This window comes from Sphaerisporangium rubeum (assembly GCF_014207705.1).
Lineage (GTDB): Bacteria > Actinomycetota > Actinomycetes > Streptosporangiales > Streptosporangiaceae > Sphaerisporangium > Sphaerisporangium rubeum.
This window is the reverse complement of the sequence record NZ_JACHIU010000001.1, coordinates 5072716-5092504: the sequence shown is the minus strand read 5'-3', so window position 1 is coordinate 5092504 and position 19789 is coordinate 5072716. Positions and strand designations below refer to the sequence as shown.

Here is a 19789-nt window from a genome sequence, read left to right as displayed (position 1 = left end):
GATGGGCCGGATGCGGACGACCCGCCACCGGCCCGGTGAGCCGCCGGGGAAAAGGCTGTTACCGTGTGCGCGTGATCGGGACAGAAACGCCGATCCGGCGTCTTCTCAGCTCGGCAGGAGGCACGGAAGACGAAATTCGTGCCGTCATCGACGAAATCGGCGAAGAATGCGCCGCCGCGATTCTCGTGGACGAGATCGCGGCCCGCTTCGACCCGCCGGCCCTGGACCGCGAGTACACCCTGCGCGCCGAGTTCCCCGGCGCGCGCCAGGTCCACGCCTACACCTTCACCGTCTCCTCCGCCGGCCTCACCGCCGTACCCGCGGACGGCCGGCCGCCTGACGCGCTGGTGGCCTGCGACCTGGCCGCGCTGACCCGCGCCGTGTACGGCGGCGGACGCAGAGCGGCACGCGCCGAGGTGCTCTGGCCGGACGGCGAACGGCTCGGCGCGGCCCTGGCGTCGGTCCACTCGCTCGGCCGCGCCGTGGAGGCCGTCGTCACCGCCTGCCACCCGCCGCAGCCGGAGAACCTCGACCGCCTCGCCACCCGCTACGGCACCGACAAGTACGGCACCCTGCACTGGTACACCCCGCACTACGCGCGCTACCTCGCGCCGCTGCGCGACCGTCCGGTGCGCCTGCTGGAGATCGGCGTCGGCGGCTACCAGGACCCCGCCGCAGGCGGCGCCTCGCTGCGCATGTGGCAGCGCTACTTCCCACGCGGACTGATCTACGGACTCGACCTGTTCGGCAAGACCGGCGTGCGCGGCCCGAGGATCCGCACCCTCCAAGGCGACCAGGGGGACCCGGCGGCACTGCGCGCGCTCGCCGCCGAGCACGGCCCCTTCGACATCGTGATCGACGACGGCAGCCACCTCAACGAGCACGTGCTGCTGTCCCTGCGCGAACTGTTCCCGCACGTGCGGCCCGGCGGCCTGTACGTCGTGGAGGACACGCAGACGTCCTACTGGCCGGCGTTCGGCGGCGGCGGCCCCACGACGACCATGGAATTCGCCAAGACGCTGATCGACGGCCTCCAGCACCGTGAATTCACCGGTCCCGGCCACTCGCCTTCCCTTTTCGACCGGCACGTCGTTGCGGTGCATTTCCACCACAATCTGATGGTCGTGGAGAAAGGCGACAACGACGAGCAAGGCGCTCCGTCGTGGATTCCCCGCGGCGGCTGATTACGGAGCATGAATGTCACGTGTTCTCTTCTGCGCCATCGGCCAGCTCGGCCACCTCAACCCCATGATCACGCTGGCGCGTCACGTCGCGGCGGCCGGTCACGACGTGCGCGTCGCCACCGGGCCCGACATGGCGGGCCACGTCGCGCACGCCGGTTTCCCGCACCTGCCGATCGGCGCGCCGGGGGAACTGCGGCCGGAGGAGTTCACCGAGGAGCGTGGCCGCCGCCTCATCGCCGAGCTGACCCCGAGGTGGATCGGCGACCTGTCGCGGCACGTGGCGCGCTGGCGGCCCGACGTGGTGGTGCGGCAGTGGCTCGAAGGCGCCAGCATGGTGGTCGCGGCCCGTGAGGGCATCCCGCAGGTGGTCGTCGAGGTGTGCCTGCGGCTGCCGCCGGAGTACGCCGTCTACCACCCGGCGCTGGAGATCGCACGCGCGTACGGCGTGGACCCGGCGGCGCTGGACGGCGACCTGTGGCTGTCGTGCTACCCGCCGTCGTTCGCGCGTCCCGGCACGCCGCGCCTCCCGCACGAGCACCACGTCAAGCCGCTGCTGTACGACCTCGTGGCGGCCGGCGGATCCGGCGGGCTGCTCGGCACGCTGCCGGACGGGCCGGTGGTGTACGCGACGCTCGGCACGATGTACAACATGGCGACCACGGTGTTCGCACGGCTCGCCGAGGCGTTCGCCGGCCAGCCCTACCACGCGGTGATCACCACGGGTCCCGACTGCGACCCGGCGTCGGTGCTGCCGTCGCCGCCGCCGAACGTCCGCCTGGCGCGGTACGTGCCGCATTCGCTGATCTTCGAGCGGTGCGCCGCGGTGATCTCGCACGGCGGGTTCAACACCGTCATGTGCGCGCTCGCCGAGCGGCTGCCGCTCGGCCTGATCCCGCTCGGCTCCGACCACGGCACCAACGCCAGGCGCTGCGCCGCGCTCGGCGCCGCCGTGGTGTACCCCGGCTGCGTCGAGGAGCCGTACCTGCACGTCGCGCCGCAGGACGTGGACCCCGATGTGGTGCGCGAGATGACGGCGTCCCTGCTGTCCGACGGCCGTTACCGCGCGGCGGCGGCCAGGGTCGCCGAGGAGACGGCCGCGCTCCCCGGCCCCGGCCACGCCGCCGCGCTGATCGACGACCTGCTGGCTCAGCCCGGTTCCTCGGTCTTGCGCCAGAACGCCGCCGAGTAGTCCACCCGCTCGGGGGTGACCTTCTGGTGCACGCTCAGCAGGTAGTCCCGCACGGCCGCGCGGCACTCCTCGATGGCGTGGTAGTCGTCCACGATGACGTACCCGCCGAGCGACACCTTGGGGTACAGCACACGCAGCGCCTCGTACGTCGAGCCGTACAGGTCGGCGTCGAGCCGCAGCAGCGCCAGCCGGTCGATCGGCGCCATCGGCAGCGTGTGCGAGAACCACCCGGCGAGGAACCGCACCTGCTCGTCCAGCAGGCCGTACGCGGCGAACGTCCGCTGCACCTCGGCGAGGGTGGTGCCGCGCAGGAACCGCGCGTACGCCGTGCCGGCCGGGTCGTTCACGTGTCCGCTGAGCTGGCTCATGACGCCGAGCAGCGGCGACTCGTGGCCGGCCTCGTCGAGCGTGCGGGGGAACCCCTCGAAGGAGTCGGCGGCCCACACCAGCCGGTCGCGCACGTCGTGGGCCTTCAGCACGGCCCGCATGAAGACGGCGGCGCCGCCGCGCGCGATGCCGGCCTCCATCAGGTCGCCGGGGACCTCCTCCGCCAGCAGGTCCTCGACCAGCATCTGCAGGTTGTCCAGCCGCGACATGCCGATCATGGTGTGGGCCAGGCTCGGCCAGTCCTTGCCTTCCAGCCGCGCCGCGAGGTCGAACTCGCCGCGTGCCTGCCACGGTGTGGCGATCGGCGGGTCGGTGTAGATGAGGTTCAGCAGGCACCGCTTCAGCAGGTCCAGGTAGAGCGCCACGCCACCGTCGGGTGCGGGTCCCGGCACGCCGGGGCCGTCGTCGTCGTACCGGGTCACGCGTGCTCCCCCCGCAGTTCGAGCGGCAGCGAGAAGACCAGGCTCTCGCGTGCCGAAGTGACCTCTTCCACCTCTGCGAACCCGGCCTCGGCGAGCCGGTTGAGCACACCGGCCACCAGTTCCTCAGGCACCGAGGCGCCGCTGGTGACGCCGGCCACCCGCACCCCGGCGAGCCACGCCGGATCGATGCCGCCGGCGTCGTCCACCAGGTACGCCGCACCGGCGCCGGCGTGCAGCGCCACCTCCACCAGGCGCACCGAGTTGGAGGAGTTGGTGGACCCGACCACGATGACGAGGTCCGAGCGGGCCGCGATGGCCTTCACCGCGGTCTGGCGGTTCTGCGTGGCGTAACAGATGTCGTCGGACGGCGGCCCCGCCAGATCGGGGAACCGTTCGCGCAGCAGCGCGACGGTCGCCTCGGTCTCGTCGACCGAGAGCGTGGTCTGCGACAGCCACGCCACGTGTGCCGGGTCCCGCACGGTCACCCCGGCGACGCCGCCGGGGCCGTCCACCAGGTGGATGCGCTCCGGCGCCTCACCGGCGGTCCCCTCGACCTCCTCGTGGCCCTCGTGGCCGATGAGCAGGATGTCGTAGCCCTCCTCGGCGAACCGCCTGGCCTCCTTGTGCACCTTGGTGACCAGGGGACAGGTCGCGTCGATGGTGCGCAGACCCCGCCGCGCGGCCTGCTCGTGCACCGACGGCGCGACGCCGTGCGCGGAGAACACCACCACCGCGCCTTCCGGCACCTCGTCGGCGTCCTCCACGAAGACGGCGCCGCGTTCCTCCAGGTTCCGCACGACGTGGACGTTGTGCACGATCTGCTTGCGCACGTACACCGGTGCGCCGTACCGCTCCAGTGCGCGTTCCACGGTCTGCACCGCGCGGTCCACCCCCGCGCAGTAGCCGCGCGGACGGGCCAGCAGCACACGGCGCGGACCTTCGGGGCCGATGTCGTTGTCCATGGGGGGACGGGCCTCCTGCCTGGTGGTTCCTCATGAGCCGGTGAGCGCGTCTCACCGGGTCGCGGCCGGCTCGGGTTCCTCGTCGTCGAGGCCGGGGACGGTCAGGCCGCGCTCGGCCGCGATGCGCAGGGCCTCCTCCACCAGGGTCTCCACGATCCGTGACTCCGGCACCGTGGCGACGATCTCGCCTTTCACGAAGATCTGACCCTTGCCGTTGCCGGACGCCACGCCGAGGTCGGCCTCGCGCGCCTCGCCGGGACCGTTCACCACGCACCCCATGACGGCGACGCGCAGCGGCAGGTCCAGGCCGGCGAGCGCCGCCTGCGCCTGCTCGGCGAGGGTGTACACGTCCACCTGGGCCCGGCCGCACGAAGGACACGACACGATCTCCAGGCCGCGTTCGCGCAGGCCGAGGGATTCGAGGATGCCGATGCCGACCTTGACCTCCTCGGCCGGCGGCGCCGACAGCGACACCCTGATGGTGTCGCCGATCCCCTCGGCCAGCAGCACGCCGAACGCCACCGCCGACTTCACGGTCCCCTGCATCAGCGGACCCGCCTCGGTCACCCCGAGATGCAGCGGGTAGTCGCAGCGCGCGGCGAGCCTGCGGTACGCCTCGATCATCACGATCGGGTCGTGGTGCTTCACCGAGATCTTCAGGTCGCGGAAGCCGTGCTCCTCGAACAACGAGCACTCCCACAACGCCGACTCCACCAGCGCCTCGGCCGTCGCCTTGCCGTGCCGTTCGAGCAGCCGGGGGTCGAGCGAGCCGGCGTTGACGCCGATCCTGATCGGCACGCCGTGCTCGGACGCCGCCTTGGCGATCTCGGCGACCTTGTCGTCGAAACGTTTGATGTTGCCGGGGTTGACCCGCACGGCCGCGCAGCCCGCCTCGATGGCCGCGAAGACGTACCGGGGCTGGAAGTGGATGTCGGCGATCACCGGGATGCGCGACTTGCGCACGATGACCGGCAGCGCGTCGGCGTCGTCCTGCGACGGCACCGCGACCCGCACGATCTGGCAGCCGCTCGCGGTGAGCTCGGCGATCTGCTGGAGCGTCGCGTCGATGTCCGCGGTCACGGTCGTCGTCATCGACTGCACGCTGACCGGCGCGTCACCGCCGACCGGCACGGAACCCACCATGATCTGCCGGGAGACCCGGCGCCGCCGCGGTGGCCGCGACGGCGGCGCGGGGAACCCGAGGTCCAGGGCGCCGCCGCGTGGGGACGTGGTGCTCGTCATCGGGGTCTCCTTCACGAGTGCGTAGTGGTCCGGTGTGGTCCGGTCGTCGGTCGGTGCTCCGGCATGGCATGTGGCCGCGTGTGGTCCGGTGCGGCCATGCCGCTCAGACCGGCTCGGCGTGGCGTACCAGGTGACGGTCCCTGGACTCCAGCGTGGCGGCGACCTCGGCGGCCACCGCCTCGCCGGTGAGACCGAACTCCTCCAGGAGTTGGGCCCGTTTGGCGTGGCCGGCGAACCGGCGCGGGATGCCGTACGTCCGCACCGGCAGGTCCACGCCGTGGTCGCGCAGCAGCCGCGCCACGCCGTCGCCGGCGCCGCCGACCCGGCAGTTGTCCTCGACCACGGCGACGAGCCGGTGCCGGGACGCCAGCTCCGCCAGTTCCTCCGGCAGCGGCGCGACCCAGCGCGGGTCCACCACGGTCGCCGCGATCCCGGCGTCCCGCAGGGTCCGCGCCGCCGCCACGCACACGGCGGTCATCGGCCCGAACGCCACCAGCAGCACGTCCTCACCCTCGGCGCGCGCCAGCACGTCCAGCGGCCCCGCCGTGGCGACCGCCGGCAGGTCGGGGCCGAGCGGCCCCTTGGGGAACCGCACCACGGAGGGCCCGGTGAGCGACACCGCCTGGTCCAGCAGCTCGGCGAGCCGCGTGCCGTCGCGCGGCGCCGCGATGCGCAGCCCCGGCACGACCTGCAGCAGCGACAGGTCCCACATGCCGTTGTGGCTCGGCCCGTCGTCGCCGGTGACCCCGGCCCGGTCCAGCACGAACGTCACCGGCAGGCCGTGCAGCGCCACGTCCATCAGCACCTGGTCGAAGGCCCGGTTGAGGAACGTCGCGTAGATCGCCACGACGGGATGGAACCCGGCGTACGCGAGGCCCGCCGCCGAGGTGACGGCGTGCTGCTCGGCGATCCCGACGTCGTACAGCCGGTCGGGGAACCGCTCGGCGAACCCGCCGAGCCCCGCCGGGTGCAGCATCGCGGCGGTGACGGCCACGATGTCCGGCCGCTGCTCGGCCAGCTTCACCAGCGTGCCGCCGAACACTCCGGTCCAGGTGGTCGCGGGTTTCGGGTGCTGCACCCCGGTGCCGGGGTCGAACGGGCCGGGGGAGTGCAGCCGCTCCACCGGGTCCTCCTCGGCCGGCGCGTACCCCCGGCCCTTGACGGTGACGCAGTGCACCACCACGGGGACCCGCAGGTCCTTGGCGCGGCGCAGCGCCGCCTCGACGGCCGGCACGTCGTGGCCGTCCACCGGGCCGAGGTAGGCGATGCCGAGTTCTTCGAAGAACGTCCCGGTCTCGCCGCCTTCGCCGGGGCCGCGGCCGCGCAGTTCGCCGAGGCGGCGGGCCAGGCCGCCGGCGGTGGGGCAGTAGGAGCGGCCGTTGTCGTTGAGGACGATGACGACCGGCCGGTGCCGCGCCGCGCCGATGTTGTTCAGCGCCTCCCACGCCATGCCGCCGGTCAGCGCGCCGTCGCCGACGATCGCCACGACGTTCCGGTCGTGCTGGCCGCGCAGGGTGTGCGCCTTGGCGAAGCCGTCGGCGTACGACAGGGCCGTGGAGGCGTGCGAGTTCTCGATGATGTCGTGCACCGACTCGGCGCGGTTGGGGTACCCCGACAGGCCGTCCCTGGTGCGCAGCCGTTCGAATCCCTCGCGGCGGCCGGTGAGCAGTTTGTGCACGTACGCCTGGTGGCCGGTGTCGAACAGAATGCGGTCGGCCGGCGACCGGAACACCCGGTGCACCGCGATGGTGAGCTCCACCGCGCCGAGGTTGGACCCGAGGTGCCCCCCGGAACGGGACACCGCGGACACCAGGAACCCGCGGATCTCGGCGGCGAGGCGGCCGAGGTCCCGGTCGTCGAGACGGTCAAGGTCACCGGGTGCGGTGATGCCCTCCAGCAGGCCCATGCGGCTCTCCTCGTGGCTGCTCATGTCCGCGGTCCCTCACCGGACGCGGCTGACGGTACGTTCGACGAACCCCGCGAGGTGGTCCCTGCCGCGACTCGCGGGGAGCAGGGCCAAGGCGGCGGCGGCCCGGTCGGTGTAGGTGCGGGCCATGGCCGTCGACCTGGCGATGGCCTCGGTGCTCCGCAGCACGCCGCCGACGGCGTCGAGCGCCTCGTCGATCGCGAGCTCGCCGAGCAGCGCCGCGTCCAGCACGGCCCGGTCGCGCGCCGTGCCGGCCTCGTACGCGAGGATGATCGGCAAGGTGAGCCTGCGGTTCTTGATGTCGCTGGTCGCCGGCTTGCCGGTGGTGCCGGCGTCGGTGACGTAGCCGAGCAGGTCGTCCTGGATCTGGAACGCGATCCCGAGCGCGTCGCCGTACTCGCCGAGCGCCTGCACCCACTCAGGCGGCCCGCCGCCGAGCACGGCCCCGGCCTGGCAGGCGCCGCTGAACAGCGCCGCCGTCTTCAGCCGCACCATGCGCAGGTACGCGCGCACGTCGCGCGCCGACCTGCTGGTGATCTCCGCCTCCAGCGCCTGGCCGCGGCACAGGTCCACCCCGGCGCGTGCCACGATCTCCATCGCGGACACGATGCGGCCGTCCGGCACGCCGGCGGCGCGGCACTCCGCGAGACACAGGAAGATCTGGAACAGCAGCGCGTCCCCCGCGACGATGGCGTTGTCCATGCCGTACCTGCGGTACACGGCGGGACGGCCGCGGCGCATGGCGTCGCCGTCGATGATGTCGTCGTGGATGAGGCTCGCCACGTGGCCGCACTCGGTGCCGACCGCCGCCGGCAGCACGTCGGCCACCCTGCCGCCGACGGACTCGGCCGACAGCAGAAGCAGCACGGGCCGGAACAGTTTCCCCGGCGCGGTCAGCGCGTACGAGCAGATCTCGTCGAGCGGATCGGGTATTCCCTCGTTGTTCTCACCGCCGGGTGTGAATGATTCCCAGCGTCTTTTGACCTCGTTCGCCATCAGCCCCGCGTGCGCCGACGGAATTTCCTCCACCACCGTTTCGTGCTGCGGGCCCGAAAGGACTCCGACCGGGCTGTCGCTGCATACGGTGACATCGCCGCTACCCATGGCACCTTCCATTTACTTCGCCGGTCACGCCGCACCCATGTTTCGGTGGCGCCGATGCCGGGTCAAGGGATGAGCGGTGGAGCAGGCGCACAGACTACGGAACCCCCTAGGGGCTGATCTGCGCTTATCCGTAGCCTGCGCCGGTGGCGGCTCTCGCCGTGGCTAGCTTCTGACCCAGTTCACACGGCCGGAAAACAGCGGAGTTCTGCGCAGGCAACGGCCCGGAGCCGTCATTCTCGAGCACGAGCGAGGCCACCGCCATGGATAAAAGAATTCTCGTAGGCATCACGCAGCAAGGCGTATGGGACATGGCACTGGAGTCCATGCCGCTCGCCGCCGGTTATCTGAAGTCCACGGCGCTCGCGGACGAGCGGATCAGGGAGGCCGCCGACATCCGGATTTTCAATTTCAGAGGCGGCGTGTCGATCTCCGCGATGGCGACGGAGATCTTCAGCGAGCGCGTCCCCGAGATCTTCGCCTGCTCGGTGTACGGCTGGAACTTCCGCGCCTTCGGGTCGCTCGCGGAGACGTACAAGCGGATGAACCCCCGCGGCTGGGTCGTGTTCGGCGGCACGCACGTGGCGCACCAGGCCGAGCGGGTGTTCCGGCTGTTCCCCGCGGTCGACGTCATCGTCAACGGCGAGGGCGAGCTGGTGTTCCGTGACCTGGTCGGCGCCTACCTCGACGGCCGGAGCCCCGACGACCTCGGCCACATCCAGGGGGTGTCGTTCCGCGACGCGGCCGGCGCGATCGTGACCACCGAGCAGCGGGAACGCATCGAGGACCTCGACGTCATCCCGTCCCCCATCCTGAGCGGCGCGCTCGACCTGCTGGACGACACCGGACGCTTCCGGTACGACGTCGCGCTGATGGAGACCAACCGGGGCTGTCCCTACAAGTGCTCCTTCTGCTTCTGGGGTGGCGCGACCGGCCAGCGCGTCAAGGCGTTCTCGCGGGAACGGCTGCGCGCCGAGCTTGAGGTGCTCGGCCGGCTGAAGGTCGAGACGATCGCGCTGTGCGACGCCAACTTCGGCATGCTTCCCATCGACGAGGAGTTCGTGGACGACCTCATCGAGATCCGCGACCGGTACGGCTACCCGCGCGCACTGGAGAGCTCCTGGGCCAAGAACAAGTCCCAGGTGTTCTACTCGATCGTCCGCAAGATGAAGCGCGCCGGGATGCGCAGCTCGTTCACCCTGTCGCTGCAGACGCTCAGCGACACGGCGCTGTCGCTGATGAACCGGCGCAACATGAAGGTCAACGCCTGGGAGGACCTGGTCTCCTGGCTGAACGCCGAGGGTCTCGAGTGCTACGCCGAGCTGATCTGGGGTGCGCCGGGGGAGACGGTGGAGTCGTTCTACGAGGGGTACGACCGGCTGGCGGCCCGCATCTCCCGCATCGCGGTGTATCCGCTGCTTCTGCTGCCGAACACCGAGTACTACGACAAACGGGATGAGTACGGCATCATCGCGGTGCGCGGCGACACCGACGACTTCGAGTACTCCCTGGCGCACAACACGGTCAGCTTCGAGGAGAACCTCCGCATGCAGAGGTTCATGTTCTGGGCCAGGGTCATGGGGGAGTACACGGTGCTGCGCCACACCTGGGCCCCGCTGCGGGTGCTCGCCGGCGTCACCCAGTCGCAGGTGCTGCGCGACATCCAGGCCTGGATGGACGAGACCGACGACCCGGCGGCCGAGCCGCTGCGCGACTGGCTGACGCAGTCGGCGGCCGACCAGGACGCCTACGGCCCGGCTGTGGCGTACCTGCTCGCCGACCCCGAGGCCAAGCGGCTGCTCGGCCGGTGGTGGCACGAGTCGATGCGCTCGGCGGTGCCGCGTGCCGTCGCGCCGCTGCTCGACGAGGTCTTCCAGTACGACCTGCTGACCCACCCCATCCCGCTGCGCGAGGACGTGCTCGACACCACCGAGCCGCTGCCGATGGTGCGGATCGGCGACGACGACTACTTCCTGCGTTCGGGGGTGAAGTTCGAGTACGACGTGCCTGCCGTGCTCGACGCGCTGCGCACCGGCCGCGAGCCGGACCTGTCGCCGTGTCCGGTGACGCTCGACCTGTACCACCGCACCGGGTTCGAGAACTTCCTCGGGACCACCAACCACGAGGAGATCATCTACTTCATGGGGGTGCAGCGGCACCAGATCACCGGCGCCGCGCCGGATCCGCTGACCGTGCTCGACGGTGTCGCGGGGATCGAGGACGACCTCGATGACGGGCCGTCCCCGGCGCCGCTCATGGCGGCCGAACCGGCGCGGGTGGTCGCCGAGATCGGTGGCGGAGGGGCCTCCGCCTGCCGGTGAAAAGACGGCTGCGCCGATCTCACGGAGCCTCGGAAATGGTCTACACCATTATTGGTCTACACCATTTCCGGGGCTCCATGAATGACCGGCGCCTCGTCGTTAATGAGCCGGTGGAAAACGATGTCCGAGGCCGGGGGTTTTGCGGTCGTCATGGGGTGGAATCGTAATGGATTAGACCGGTGTAATAGCATCTAGCTGGGAGAACGTCCTCTGATGAGGCGGGTGACGAATGGTCGACCGCTTCATAGGTAGAGTCCGGTGAACGAAGACGGAGGGCTCGTCGTCGAGGTCGTGAGGAGCTGGATGTGCCGAAGTACGTATACGACTTCACCGAGGGAAACAAAGACCTGAAAGATCTGCTCGGCGGCAAGGGTGCCAATCTCGCCGAGATGACGAATCTGGGCCTTCCTGTGCCTCCGGGGTTCACCATCACCACCGAGGCGTGCCGGTCGTACCTGAGTGAGGGCGGCCTGCCGGCGGGGCTCGGTGACGAGATCGACACGCATCTGGCGTCGCTGGAGAAGACCATGGGCCGCCGCCTCGGCGCACCCGACGACCCCCTGCTGGTGAGCGTGCGGTCCGGCGCGAAGTTCTCCATGCCGGGGATGATGGAGACGGTGCTCAACGTCGGGCTCAACGACGACTCCGTGCACGGTCTCGCCAAGCGTTCCGGCGACGAGCGGCACGCCTGGGACTCCTACCGCCGCCTGATCCAGATGTTCGGCAGGACGGTGCTCGGCATCGACGGCGCGCTGTTCGAGTGCGCGCTCGAGGACGTCAAGCACGGCAAGGGTGTCACCGACGACCTCGGTCTCGACGCCGGCGACTTCCAGCACCTGGTGGACACGTACAAGGAGATCACCCTCGACCGCACCGGGTCCGCGTTCCCCGCCGACCCGCGCGACCAGCTCCGCATGGCCGTGGAGGCGGTGTTCGGCTCGTGGAACGCCGAGCGCGCCGTGCTGTACCGCCGCCAGGAGCGCATCCCGGCCGACCTCGGCACCGCCGTCAACGTCGTCGCCATGGTGTTCGGCAACCTCGGCATGGAGTCCGGCACGGGTGTCGCCTTCACCCGCGACCCCGGTACCGGCCAGCAAGGCGTGTACGGCGACTACCTGCAGAACGCGCAAGGCGAGGACGTCGTCGCCGGCATCCGCAACACCGTTCCGCTGGAACGGCTACGCGACATCGACCCCGAGTCGTACCGGGAACTGCTCGGCATCATGAGCACGCTGGAGAACCACTACCGCGACCTGTGCGACATCGAGTTCACCATCGAACGCGGCAAGCTCTGGATGCTGCAGACCCGGGTCGGCAAACGCACCCCCGCCGCGGCGTTCCGCATCGCCGTCCAGCTCGCCGACCAGGGCCTCATCGACATGGACGAGGCGCTCGCCAGGGTCACCGGCGAACAGCTCGCGCAGCTCATGTTCCCGCGTTTCGGTGAGAGCGGCGGCCGCCGTCTCATCACCAAAGGCATGAACGCCTCACCCGGCGCCGCCGTCGGCAAGGCCGTGTTCTCCTCCGCGCGTGCCGAGGAACTGGCCGCGCGGGGGGAGGACGTGATCCTCGTGAGCCGCGAGACCACCCCCGACGACCTGTCCGGCATGATCGCGGCGCGGGGGGTGCTGACCAGCAGAGGCGGCAAGACGTCCCACGCCGCCGTCGTGGCGCGCGGCATGGGGAAGACCTGCGTGTGCGGCGCGGAACAGCTCGACGTGGACGCCGAGGGCCGCCGCTTCACCGGTCCCGGCGGCGTCGAGGTCGCCGAGGGGGACGTGATCTCCATCGACGGCGGCACCGGCGAGGTCTTCCTCGGCGAGGTGCCGGTCGTGGCGTCCCCCGTGGTCGAGTACTTCGACGGACGAGGCGACACCGGCGACGAGCTGGTGCGCGCCGTGGACCGCCTGATGCGCCACGCCGACGGCCGCCGCCGCATGGCCGTGCGCGCCAACGCCGACACCCCCGAGGACGCCGCGCGGGCCCGCCGGTTCGGCGCGCAGGGCATCGGCCTGTGCCGTACCGAGCACATGTTCCTCGGCGAGCGCAGGCAGCTCGTGGAGGACCTGATTCTCGCCGGTCCCGGCGCGGCGCGGCAGAAGGCGCTGGACGCGCTGGAACCGCTGCAGAAGGCCGACTTCGCGGGGATCTTCGAGGCGATGGACGGCACGCCGGTGACGATCCGGCTGATCGACCCGCCGCTGCACGAGTTCCTGCCGGACCTGACGTCCCTGTCGGTGAAGGTCGCGCTCGCCGGCGACGACGCCACGCCGCGCGACCGCGAGCTGCTCGCGGCGGTGCGGCGGCTGCACGAGCAGAATCCCATGCTGGGGCTGCGCGGCGTACGGCTCGGACTGGCCGTCCCCGGCCTGTTCGCCATGCAGGTCCGCGCCATCGCGGCGGCCGTCGTGGAACGCCGCGCCGCCGGCGGCGACCCGCGCGCCGAGATCATGATCCCGCTGGTGGGGGCCGTGCAGGAGCTGGAGCACGTGCGCGACGAGGCCAGGCGCATCCTCGCGGAGACCGGCGTCGAGGCCATGATCGGCACGATGATCGAGGTGCCGCGCGCCGCGCTCACCGCCGGCCAGATCGCCGAGGCCGCCGAGTTCTTCTCCTTCGGCACCAACGACCTCACCCAGATGACCTGGGGGTTCTCCAGGGACGACGTCGAGGCGGCGTTCTTCGCGCGCTACCTCGACCTCGGCATCTTCGGGGTGTCGCCGTTCGAGACGCTGGACCGCGCAGGCGTCGGACGGCTCATGGACATCGCCGTGCACGAGGGCCGGGCCACCCGCGGCGACCTGAAGCTCGGCATCTGCGGCGAGCACGGCGGCGACCCCGAGTCGGTGCGGTTCTGCCACCGGATCGGGCTCGACTACGTCTCCTGCTCGCCGTTCCGCGTGCCGGTGGCCCGCCTGGAGGCCGGCCGCGCCGTCGTCACGGCCGGCGACTCCGACACACGGTGACGATGGACCCGCCTCGGCACGCCGGCCGGGGCGGGTACCGCGCGCAGGGGTGCGGGCTCGTGTCGGTAAGGGGGTGGTAAGGGGTGTTTGACCTGGGATGACGCGCGGCATGTGAGCGCTGTGTGAACTTTCTGCGGTGTTCGACGTAGGAGTGCCGTCCCGGGGGTAGCATCCCGGCTACCGATGGAAGGTTATGACGAATCCGACCAGGCCAGATGGGTACCGGAACCTCCCGGCAACCCCGAGCGCAGCGCGTTCGAACGCGACAGGGCACGGGTGCTGCACAGCGCGGCGCTGCGGCGGCTCGCGGCCAAGACCCAGGTGGTCGGGCCGGGAGACGTCCGCGACCACGGCAGGCACGTGCCGCGCACCCGGCTGACCCACTCCCTGGAGTGCGCGCAGATCGGCCGCGAGATGGGCAAGGCCCTCGGCTGCGACCCCGACCTGGTGGAGACCGCGTGCCTCGCGCACGACCTCGGCCACCCGCCGTTCGGCCACAACGGTGAGCGGGTGCTCAACGAACTGGCCGCCAGATGCGGCGGCTTCGAGGGGAACGCGCAGAGCCTGCGGCTGCTCACCCGCCTTGAGGCCAAGGTCCTCACCTCCGAGGGCCGCAGCGCCGGCCTCAACCTGACCCGCGCCACCCTCGACTCGGCGCTGAAGTACCCCTGGACGTCCGCGCACGGCCCCAAGTTCGGTGTGTACGCCGACGACCTCCCCGTCTTCGAGTGGGTGCGCGCCGGCGTCCCCGCCGGTGAGGTCGCCTTCGAGGCCCAGGTCATGGACTGGGCCGACGACGTGGCCTACTCGGTGCACGACCTGGAGGACGCGCTCCACTCCGGCCACGTCACCCCCGCCACGCTCCGCGACCCCGAGGAGCGCCGCGACGTGTGCGAGCGCACCCTCAAGTGGTACGCCTCCGACGCCGACCTCAACGAGCTGGAGGAGACCCTCGCCGACCTGGTCGCCGAACCCATGTGGCCCACCCGCTTCGAGGGGTCCATGCGCGACCTGGTCGTCCTGAAGTCGTTCACCAGCGACCTGATCGGCCGCTTCTGCCACAGCGCGCAGGAGGCCACCCTCCAGGCGTACGGCCCGGGGCTCACCCGCCACCGCGCCGACCTGATCGTCCCGAGGCGCATCCGCCTGGAATGCGCGCTGCTCAAAGGCGTCACCGCGCACTACGTCATGTCCCGCGCCGACCACAACGCCAACCTGGCCCGTCAGCGCACCCTCGTCGCCGAGCTCGCCGCCATGATCACCCTGGGTGCGCCGGCCACCCTGGAACCGGCGCTGCGTCCCCTGTACACCGAGGCCCCCGACGACCCCGCGCGCCTGCGTGTCGTCATCGATCAGCTCGCCTCCCTGACCGACGCCTCCGCCACGTCCCTGCACCACTCGCTGACGTACGCGGGCCCCTGACCCGCGCGGGTCAGGAGCAGGTCGCCGGCAGGGGTTCGTCGGGTGCGTACCTGGCCCACTCCCTCGCGGTGAGCGCGCCGGCGTCCGCGCACAGCGCGCGGACCGGATCACGATGGAGTGCCGGATCCCAGAACCGCAGGACGGCGTCGTCCCCCGAAGAGACCAGCAGGCGGCCGTCCGGGCTCGGCGCCACGGCGAGCACCTGTCCGCTGTGACCGGCCATCGGCGCACCCACCTGGTCGCCGGTCCGAGGGTCCCAGAGCCGGATGGTCCCGTCGCGGTGACCGGTGACCAGAAGCGTGCCGTCGGCGGTGAACACCGGACCCGCCGTCATATGAGCCCCGTCGTCGTGCCGCAGCGCGCCGGCGCGGCGGCCCGTCGCCGGGTCCCACAGCACCGTCCTGCTCGCGGGGAGGAGGACGCCGCCTGAGGCGGGGACGTCGTCCGGGTACACGTTCCCCGTCACGGCCAGCAGAGCACCGTCGGGACTGAAGGCCACCGCCTTGGGTTGTCCGGTCTCGCCGGTGGGGAGTTCGCGGAGCAGGCGGCCGGTGCCGGGATCCCACAGCCGGACCCGGTCGTCCACGGTCACCAGCGTCCGCGCGTCGGGACTGAAGGCGAGCGCCTCCACCGTGCGGCCCTCGGGGAGTTTCCTGACCACCTTCAGCGTCGCCGGGTCGACCAGGACGACCGTGTCGCCGTGGAAGCCGGTGGTGGCCAGCAGCGAACCACCGGGTACGAAGGCCAGCGCCTTCTCCCCGAGGAGCAGCAGGCCGTCGGAGGGTCCCACGTCGGCGCCGGTCAGCGGGTCCCTCAGGCGGACGTTGCCGTTGTACTCGCCGGAGGCCAGCAGGCGTCCGTCCGAGCGGAACGCCACCCGCAGCACGTTCTTGCCGTCGCCGGTCGGCCACACCGGGCCGGTGCGGTGGCCGGTCCGGGGGTCGAGCAGCACGAGGTTCGACTCCAGGCCGTCGGTGCCGGCGGCGAGCAGCCGGCCGTCCGGACTGAAGGCCAGGGAGAAGGCCCGGCCGACGCCGTCCGGTGCGGTGCCGTAGGGCCGGCCGGTCCCCGGGTCCCACAACCGTACGGTGTGGTCCAGTCCGCCGGTGGCCACCTGGCGGCCGTCGGGGCTGAACGCGACGGCCCACACCACGGGCCGGCTGAACGCGGGGACGGACTCCCGTATGCCGGTGTGGCCGGTGAGCACCACCTTCTGCCGTCCCGTGGCGGGGTCCCACAACCGTGCGGTGCCGTCGCTGTGCGTGGTGGCCAGCACATCGCCGTCCGGGCCGAACGCCAGACGGTACGTATCGGTGGCGGGGGTCACCGTCAGGGAACGGAGCAGGCGGCGGGTCCGCGGGTCCCACAGCCGCGTGGTGCTCTTGTAGCCGGAGGTGGCCAGCAGACGGCCGTCCGGGCTGAAGGCGATCGCCGGGTCGTCCGCGGTGTCCCCGGCCCGCAGCGTGCCGGCGTGCTCGCCGTTCCTCAGGTCCCAGAGGTGGACGACGCCTTTCTTGTGGCCGGTGGCCAGCAGGCGGCCGTCCGGCGAGATCACCGTGGAGGTGTGCTCGTACAGGTCGCCGGTCACCGCGTGGCCGTACGGCCGTCCGGTGAGCACGTCACGCAACCGCAGCACGAGCCGGTCGCCGTGACGGGGATCGGTGCTCGTCACCCGCGTGAAGCTCTCGGCCAGCAGCCGGCCGCCGGGGCCGGTCACCAGGTTGCCGTCCGCCACGGAGACGGCCTCCCTGCCGCCGCCGGGCCGCCACAGCTGGATCCTGCCGTCCGGGCCGATCAGCGCCAGCCGTCCGCCGGCGCCGAACGCGATCCACTCCTTCACGCCTGGCCGGCCCTGGATGGGGACGCCGGCGCGGCGGCCGGTACGCGGATCCCACAGCCGGACCACACCGGCCCAGTCCGTCGAGGCCAGCCATCGGCCGTCGGGGCTGTAGGCGATGGCCGACACGTCCTCGGTGTGACCCACCAGGACCGTGCGGCGCTCGGCGACGAGCGCCGTCAACGCGGCGGCGGCCTCGTCGGTGGGGGAGATCCGCCAGGCCGCCACGGCGAGCCTGCGCCTCAGGATCGGGTCGTCCGTGCGCTCCACGGCGGCGGCGATCTCACGCGACAGACCCTCCGCGTGCCGGAGGGTCTCCGCACGGTTGGACACGACGGCCCAGGTCGTCACGACCAACACCAACGCCAGCGTGGCGGCGAGGACGGTGGACATCTGACGCCGTTGCCGCCGGTCGCGTCGCGCGGCCCGCACGCGGTCCCGTTCCGCCTGTTCCGCCGCCTCCAGGAAGCCGGTCGCGGGAGGCGGCAGGGCCAGGTCGCGGGCCTCCCAGGCGCCGCGCGTCGTGCGCGCGGCGGTGAGGCGGGTGCCGGTGTACAGGAAGTCGGGGTCACGGTGCGCGTCCTGCCACTGCTCGGCGTCACGCACCAGCCTGTCGACGTCCCTGCGTACCGATCGCTCGTCCTCCAGCCATTCGGCGAGCCGCTCCCAGCCGGTCAGCAGCACGTCGTGGGCCAGCTCGACCATGACGGGTCCCGGGGCCGCGCCGCTCACCTCGGTGAACGGCTGCCACGTCACCATCAGCCGTGCTTCGAGGAAGACCTCCAGCACCTTCAGCACCTGATCGGCCGGCACCGGACGGCAGGCCTCGACCAGGTCGTCGCGCGCCATCCTGTGCCGTACCGCCGGCTCGTCGGCGACGCTGGTCAGCAGCAGCAGGACCGGTCTCGCCGCGGCCCGGTGCGGTTCGTCGAGGCTCTGGTAGGCTTCCTCGGCGGTCCTCTGCACGACGTGGGCCACACCGCCGAAGCGGTCGTAGGAGCGCCGGGTGAGCATGCCGTTCTCGCGGTGCTCCCAGGCGCGCCGCATGGCCAGCGACAGCAGCGGCAGCGCTCCGGTGCGCGGTCCGCCACGGGACGGGGCGGCGAGGTCGCGCACCACCATGTCGGCCAGGTGGTCCTCCACCGGCACGCCGGCCGCGGCGGCGGGACCGGTGATCGCGCGGATCAGTTCCTCGTCGCTCATCGGCCCGAGCACGAAGCCGCGCCGTTCCAGTGCCTCGGCGAGCACGGGATGCGCGGCGCAGCGGTCGATGTAGTCGCCGCGTACGGCGGCCACCACCACGCCGGCCGGTTCGCCGCCGGGGGTCAGCGGGGTGGTGGCGACGGCGTCCAGCGCCGCCAGGAACAGCTCGCGGTCCTCCGCGCGCCGTGACTCCTGGCCGGTGACCCCGGTGAACATCTCCTCCAGCTGGTCGACCACCACGATCAGGCGGCGCGGTCCCGCCGGGGGAGGTGTGCCTCTTGTCTCCCGTTCCATGGCGTCGGCCACGAGGATCCGGCCCGCGAGGACCGTCGCGTGCGCGGGATCGCGCCGCAGATCGTCCAGCACTCGATCGGCGTCGGCGCGGCACGCGATGGCGAGGTGCGTGGCCAGCGCTCGCAGCGGCTCGTCACCTGGGGTGAGCCACAGGTCGGGCCAGTGCCGCGCCGCCGGGTCCACGGTCACCGATCCGTCGGCGAGGCCGGGGAGCAGGCCGGCGCGCAGCAACGACGACTTCCCGGCGCCGGACACCCCCGTCATGAGGATCAGGCCCGGTCGCGGCGATGACGGCTTCCCGGCTTCCGGCGCCTCCGGCACGCGGCCCGGTCCGCTGCGCAGTCCCGCGGCGATCAGCGCCGCGAGCCTGGCGGTGGCCGTGCCGCGGCCGTAGAACACGGCGGCCTTGTCCCTGCCGAACGGCGCGAGGCCCTGGTAGGGGCAGCCGTCGGTCCACGCCGGCCGCTCCGGGGTCCCGGGGAGGGCCACGTGCCGCGCGGTGATCTGGCGCAGCACCTTGGTGAGGTCGTCACGCAGCGATCTCAGCTCGTACAGCGACGCCTCGGCGCGGTCGCGGTCGTGACGGCGTTCGGCACGGTTCCGGTACTCGTCCCGCTCGTGCCGTTCCATCGCCTCGATCAGCTCGGCGAGCAGGGGCTCCACGGCCGACACCCGGCCGCCGAGCTCGGCGAACCCCTCGCCGAGCTGGGCCAGCAGCCGGTGCTCACCTCGCTGGAACGCGTCGATCACCACGGTCTGGACGACGTCCAGCTCGCGCAGCACCCGCGAGAGGATCTCGGCCAGGTGCTCGGCGTGCGCGTCGCCGGCCTGGAGCATCGCCTCCAGCCGGGCCGACAGCTCGGCCTCCACCTGCTCGGTGGACGGCGGCCGGTCGGCCTTGTCCCGTGCCGCGTTCAGCGACTGGCCGATCACCTCGGTGAGCAGGTTCGCGCCGACGGAGCCCACCACCCCGGCGCCGGCCGCCAGCAGGCCCGGTTCCAGCCCGGCCACCGCCAGCGGCGCCAGGGCTCCGGCGCACAGACCGGCGAAGGCCACGCGCGGCGTGGCGCGGGCCACGGCCTGGCCCGGACGCCGACCGAGCCGTACGGCCCATGCCTTGACGCCACGCCGCGCGTGAGTCTTCGCGAGCGAGACACCGTCCTCGGCCGGGACGGGGGCGGCCTCGCCCTCGTCCCCGCCGGAGCGGGCCGGTCGCTCGCCGCCGGATTCCCCGGGCTCTACCGGCATGCGTATCCCCGCGCGCTTCGCGTCACGTAGAGATATCGCGCCGTAGCGGCACTCGCTACACGGTCGTCGCAATTATCAGTGGAC

The 19789-nt window shown here is 72.0% G+C and carries 11 protein-coding genes; 5 read left to right on the top strand and 6 right to left on the bottom strand.

Annotation, left to right across the window (positions count from 1 at the left end; translation table 11 throughout):
* Nucleotides 1-71: 71 nt before the first annotated feature.
* On the top strand, nucleotides 72-1184 hold the full coding sequence (locus tag BJ992_RS21710; RefSeq protein WP_184983854.1) for a class I SAM-dependent methyltransferase: 1113 nt from the start codon (nucleotides 72-74) through the stop codon (nucleotides 1182-1184).
* A 13-nt stretch (nucleotides 1185-1197) separates the two neighbouring features.
* Nucleotides 1198-2373 (top strand): glycosyltransferase, encoded by a 1176-nt coding sequence (locus BJ992_RS21705; RefSeq protein ID WP_184983852.1) that lies wholly within the window; start codon nucleotides 1198-1200, stop codon nucleotides 2371-2373.
* On the opposite strand, the gene BJ992_RS21700 is transcribed toward BJ992_RS21705, so the two are convergent.
* The 5 genes from BJ992_RS21700 to BJ992_RS21680 form a co-directional block, all read right to left on the bottom strand.
* Nucleotides 2331-3182, bottom strand: coding sequence for a TylF/MycF/NovP-related O-methyltransferase (locus BJ992_RS21700; RefSeq protein ID WP_184983850.1), 852 nt, complete (start codon nucleotides 3180-3182; stop codon nucleotides 2331-2333). The two genes, BJ992_RS21705 and BJ992_RS21700, sit on opposite strands and share 43 nt — an antisense overlap.
* The gene (locus BJ992_RS21695; RefSeq protein WP_343072987.1) at nucleotides 3179-4108 is read right to left on the bottom strand and encodes a 4-hydroxy-3-methylbut-2-enyl diphosphate reductase; all 930 of its coding nucleotides are present in this window, start codon (nucleotides 4106-4108) and stop codon (nucleotides 3179-3181) included. Before BJ992_RS21695 ends, BJ992_RS21700 begins: the two co-directional genes overlap by 4 nt.
* An 87-nt stretch (nucleotides 4109-4195) precedes the next feature.
* Nucleotides 4196-5386 (bottom strand): flavodoxin-dependent (E)-4-hydroxy-3-methylbut-2-enyl-diphosphate synthase, encoded by a 1191-nt coding sequence (gene ispG / locus BJ992_RS21690; protein ID WP_184983846.1) that lies wholly within the window; start codon nucleotides 5384-5386, stop codon nucleotides 4196-4198.
* Nucleotides 5387-5489: 103 nt separating this feature from the next.
* Nucleotides 5490-7292: a 1-deoxy-D-xylulose-5-phosphate synthase gene (locus BJ992_RS21685; RefSeq protein WP_184988666.1), complete on the bottom strand. Its 1803-nt coding sequence runs from the start codon at nucleotides 7290-7292 to the stop codon at nucleotides 5490-5492.
* A gap of 36 nt (nucleotides 7293-7328) precedes the next feature.
* Nucleotides 7329-8342, bottom strand: coding sequence for a polyprenyl synthetase family protein (locus BJ992_RS21680; protein ID WP_184983844.1), 1014 nt, complete (start codon nucleotides 8340-8342; stop codon nucleotides 7329-7331).
* Between the two features lie 335 nt (nucleotides 8343-8677).
* Here BJ992_RS21680 and BJ992_RS21675 point away from each other — a divergent pair, with 335 nt between their 5' ends.
* The 3 genes from BJ992_RS21675 (at nucleotide 8678) to BJ992_RS21665 (ending at nucleotide 15123) form a co-directional block, all read left to right on the top strand.
* A complete protein-coding gene (locus tag BJ992_RS21675; protein WP_184983843.1) occupies nucleotides 8678-10735 on the top strand; it encodes a KedN5 family methylcobalamin-dependent radical SAM C-methyltransferase in 2058 nt (685 codons plus the stop codon).
* A gap of 305 nt (nucleotides 10736-11040) precedes the next feature.
* Nucleotides 11041-13701, top strand: coding sequence for a pyruvate, phosphate dikinase (gene ppdK / locus BJ992_RS21670; RefSeq protein WP_184983841.1), 2661 nt, complete (start codon nucleotides 11041-11043; stop codon nucleotides 13699-13701).
* Between the two features lie 183 nt (nucleotides 13702-13884).
* On the top strand, nucleotides 13885-15123 hold the full coding sequence (locus BJ992_RS21665) for a deoxyguanosinetriphosphate triphosphohydrolase (RefSeq protein ID WP_184983839.1): 1239 nt from the start codon (nucleotides 13885-13887) through the stop codon (nucleotides 15121-15123).
* A gap of 10 nt (nucleotides 15124-15133) precedes the next feature.
* Here BJ992_RS21665 and BJ992_RS21660 read toward each other — a convergent pair whose 3' ends face one another.
* Nucleotides 15134-19705, bottom strand: a complete 4572-nt coding sequence (locus tag BJ992_RS21660; protein WP_184983837.1) for an nSTAND1 domain-containing NTPase — start codon at nucleotides 19703-19705, stop codon at nucleotides 15134-15136.
* Nucleotides 19706-19789 lie beyond the last annotated feature (84 nt).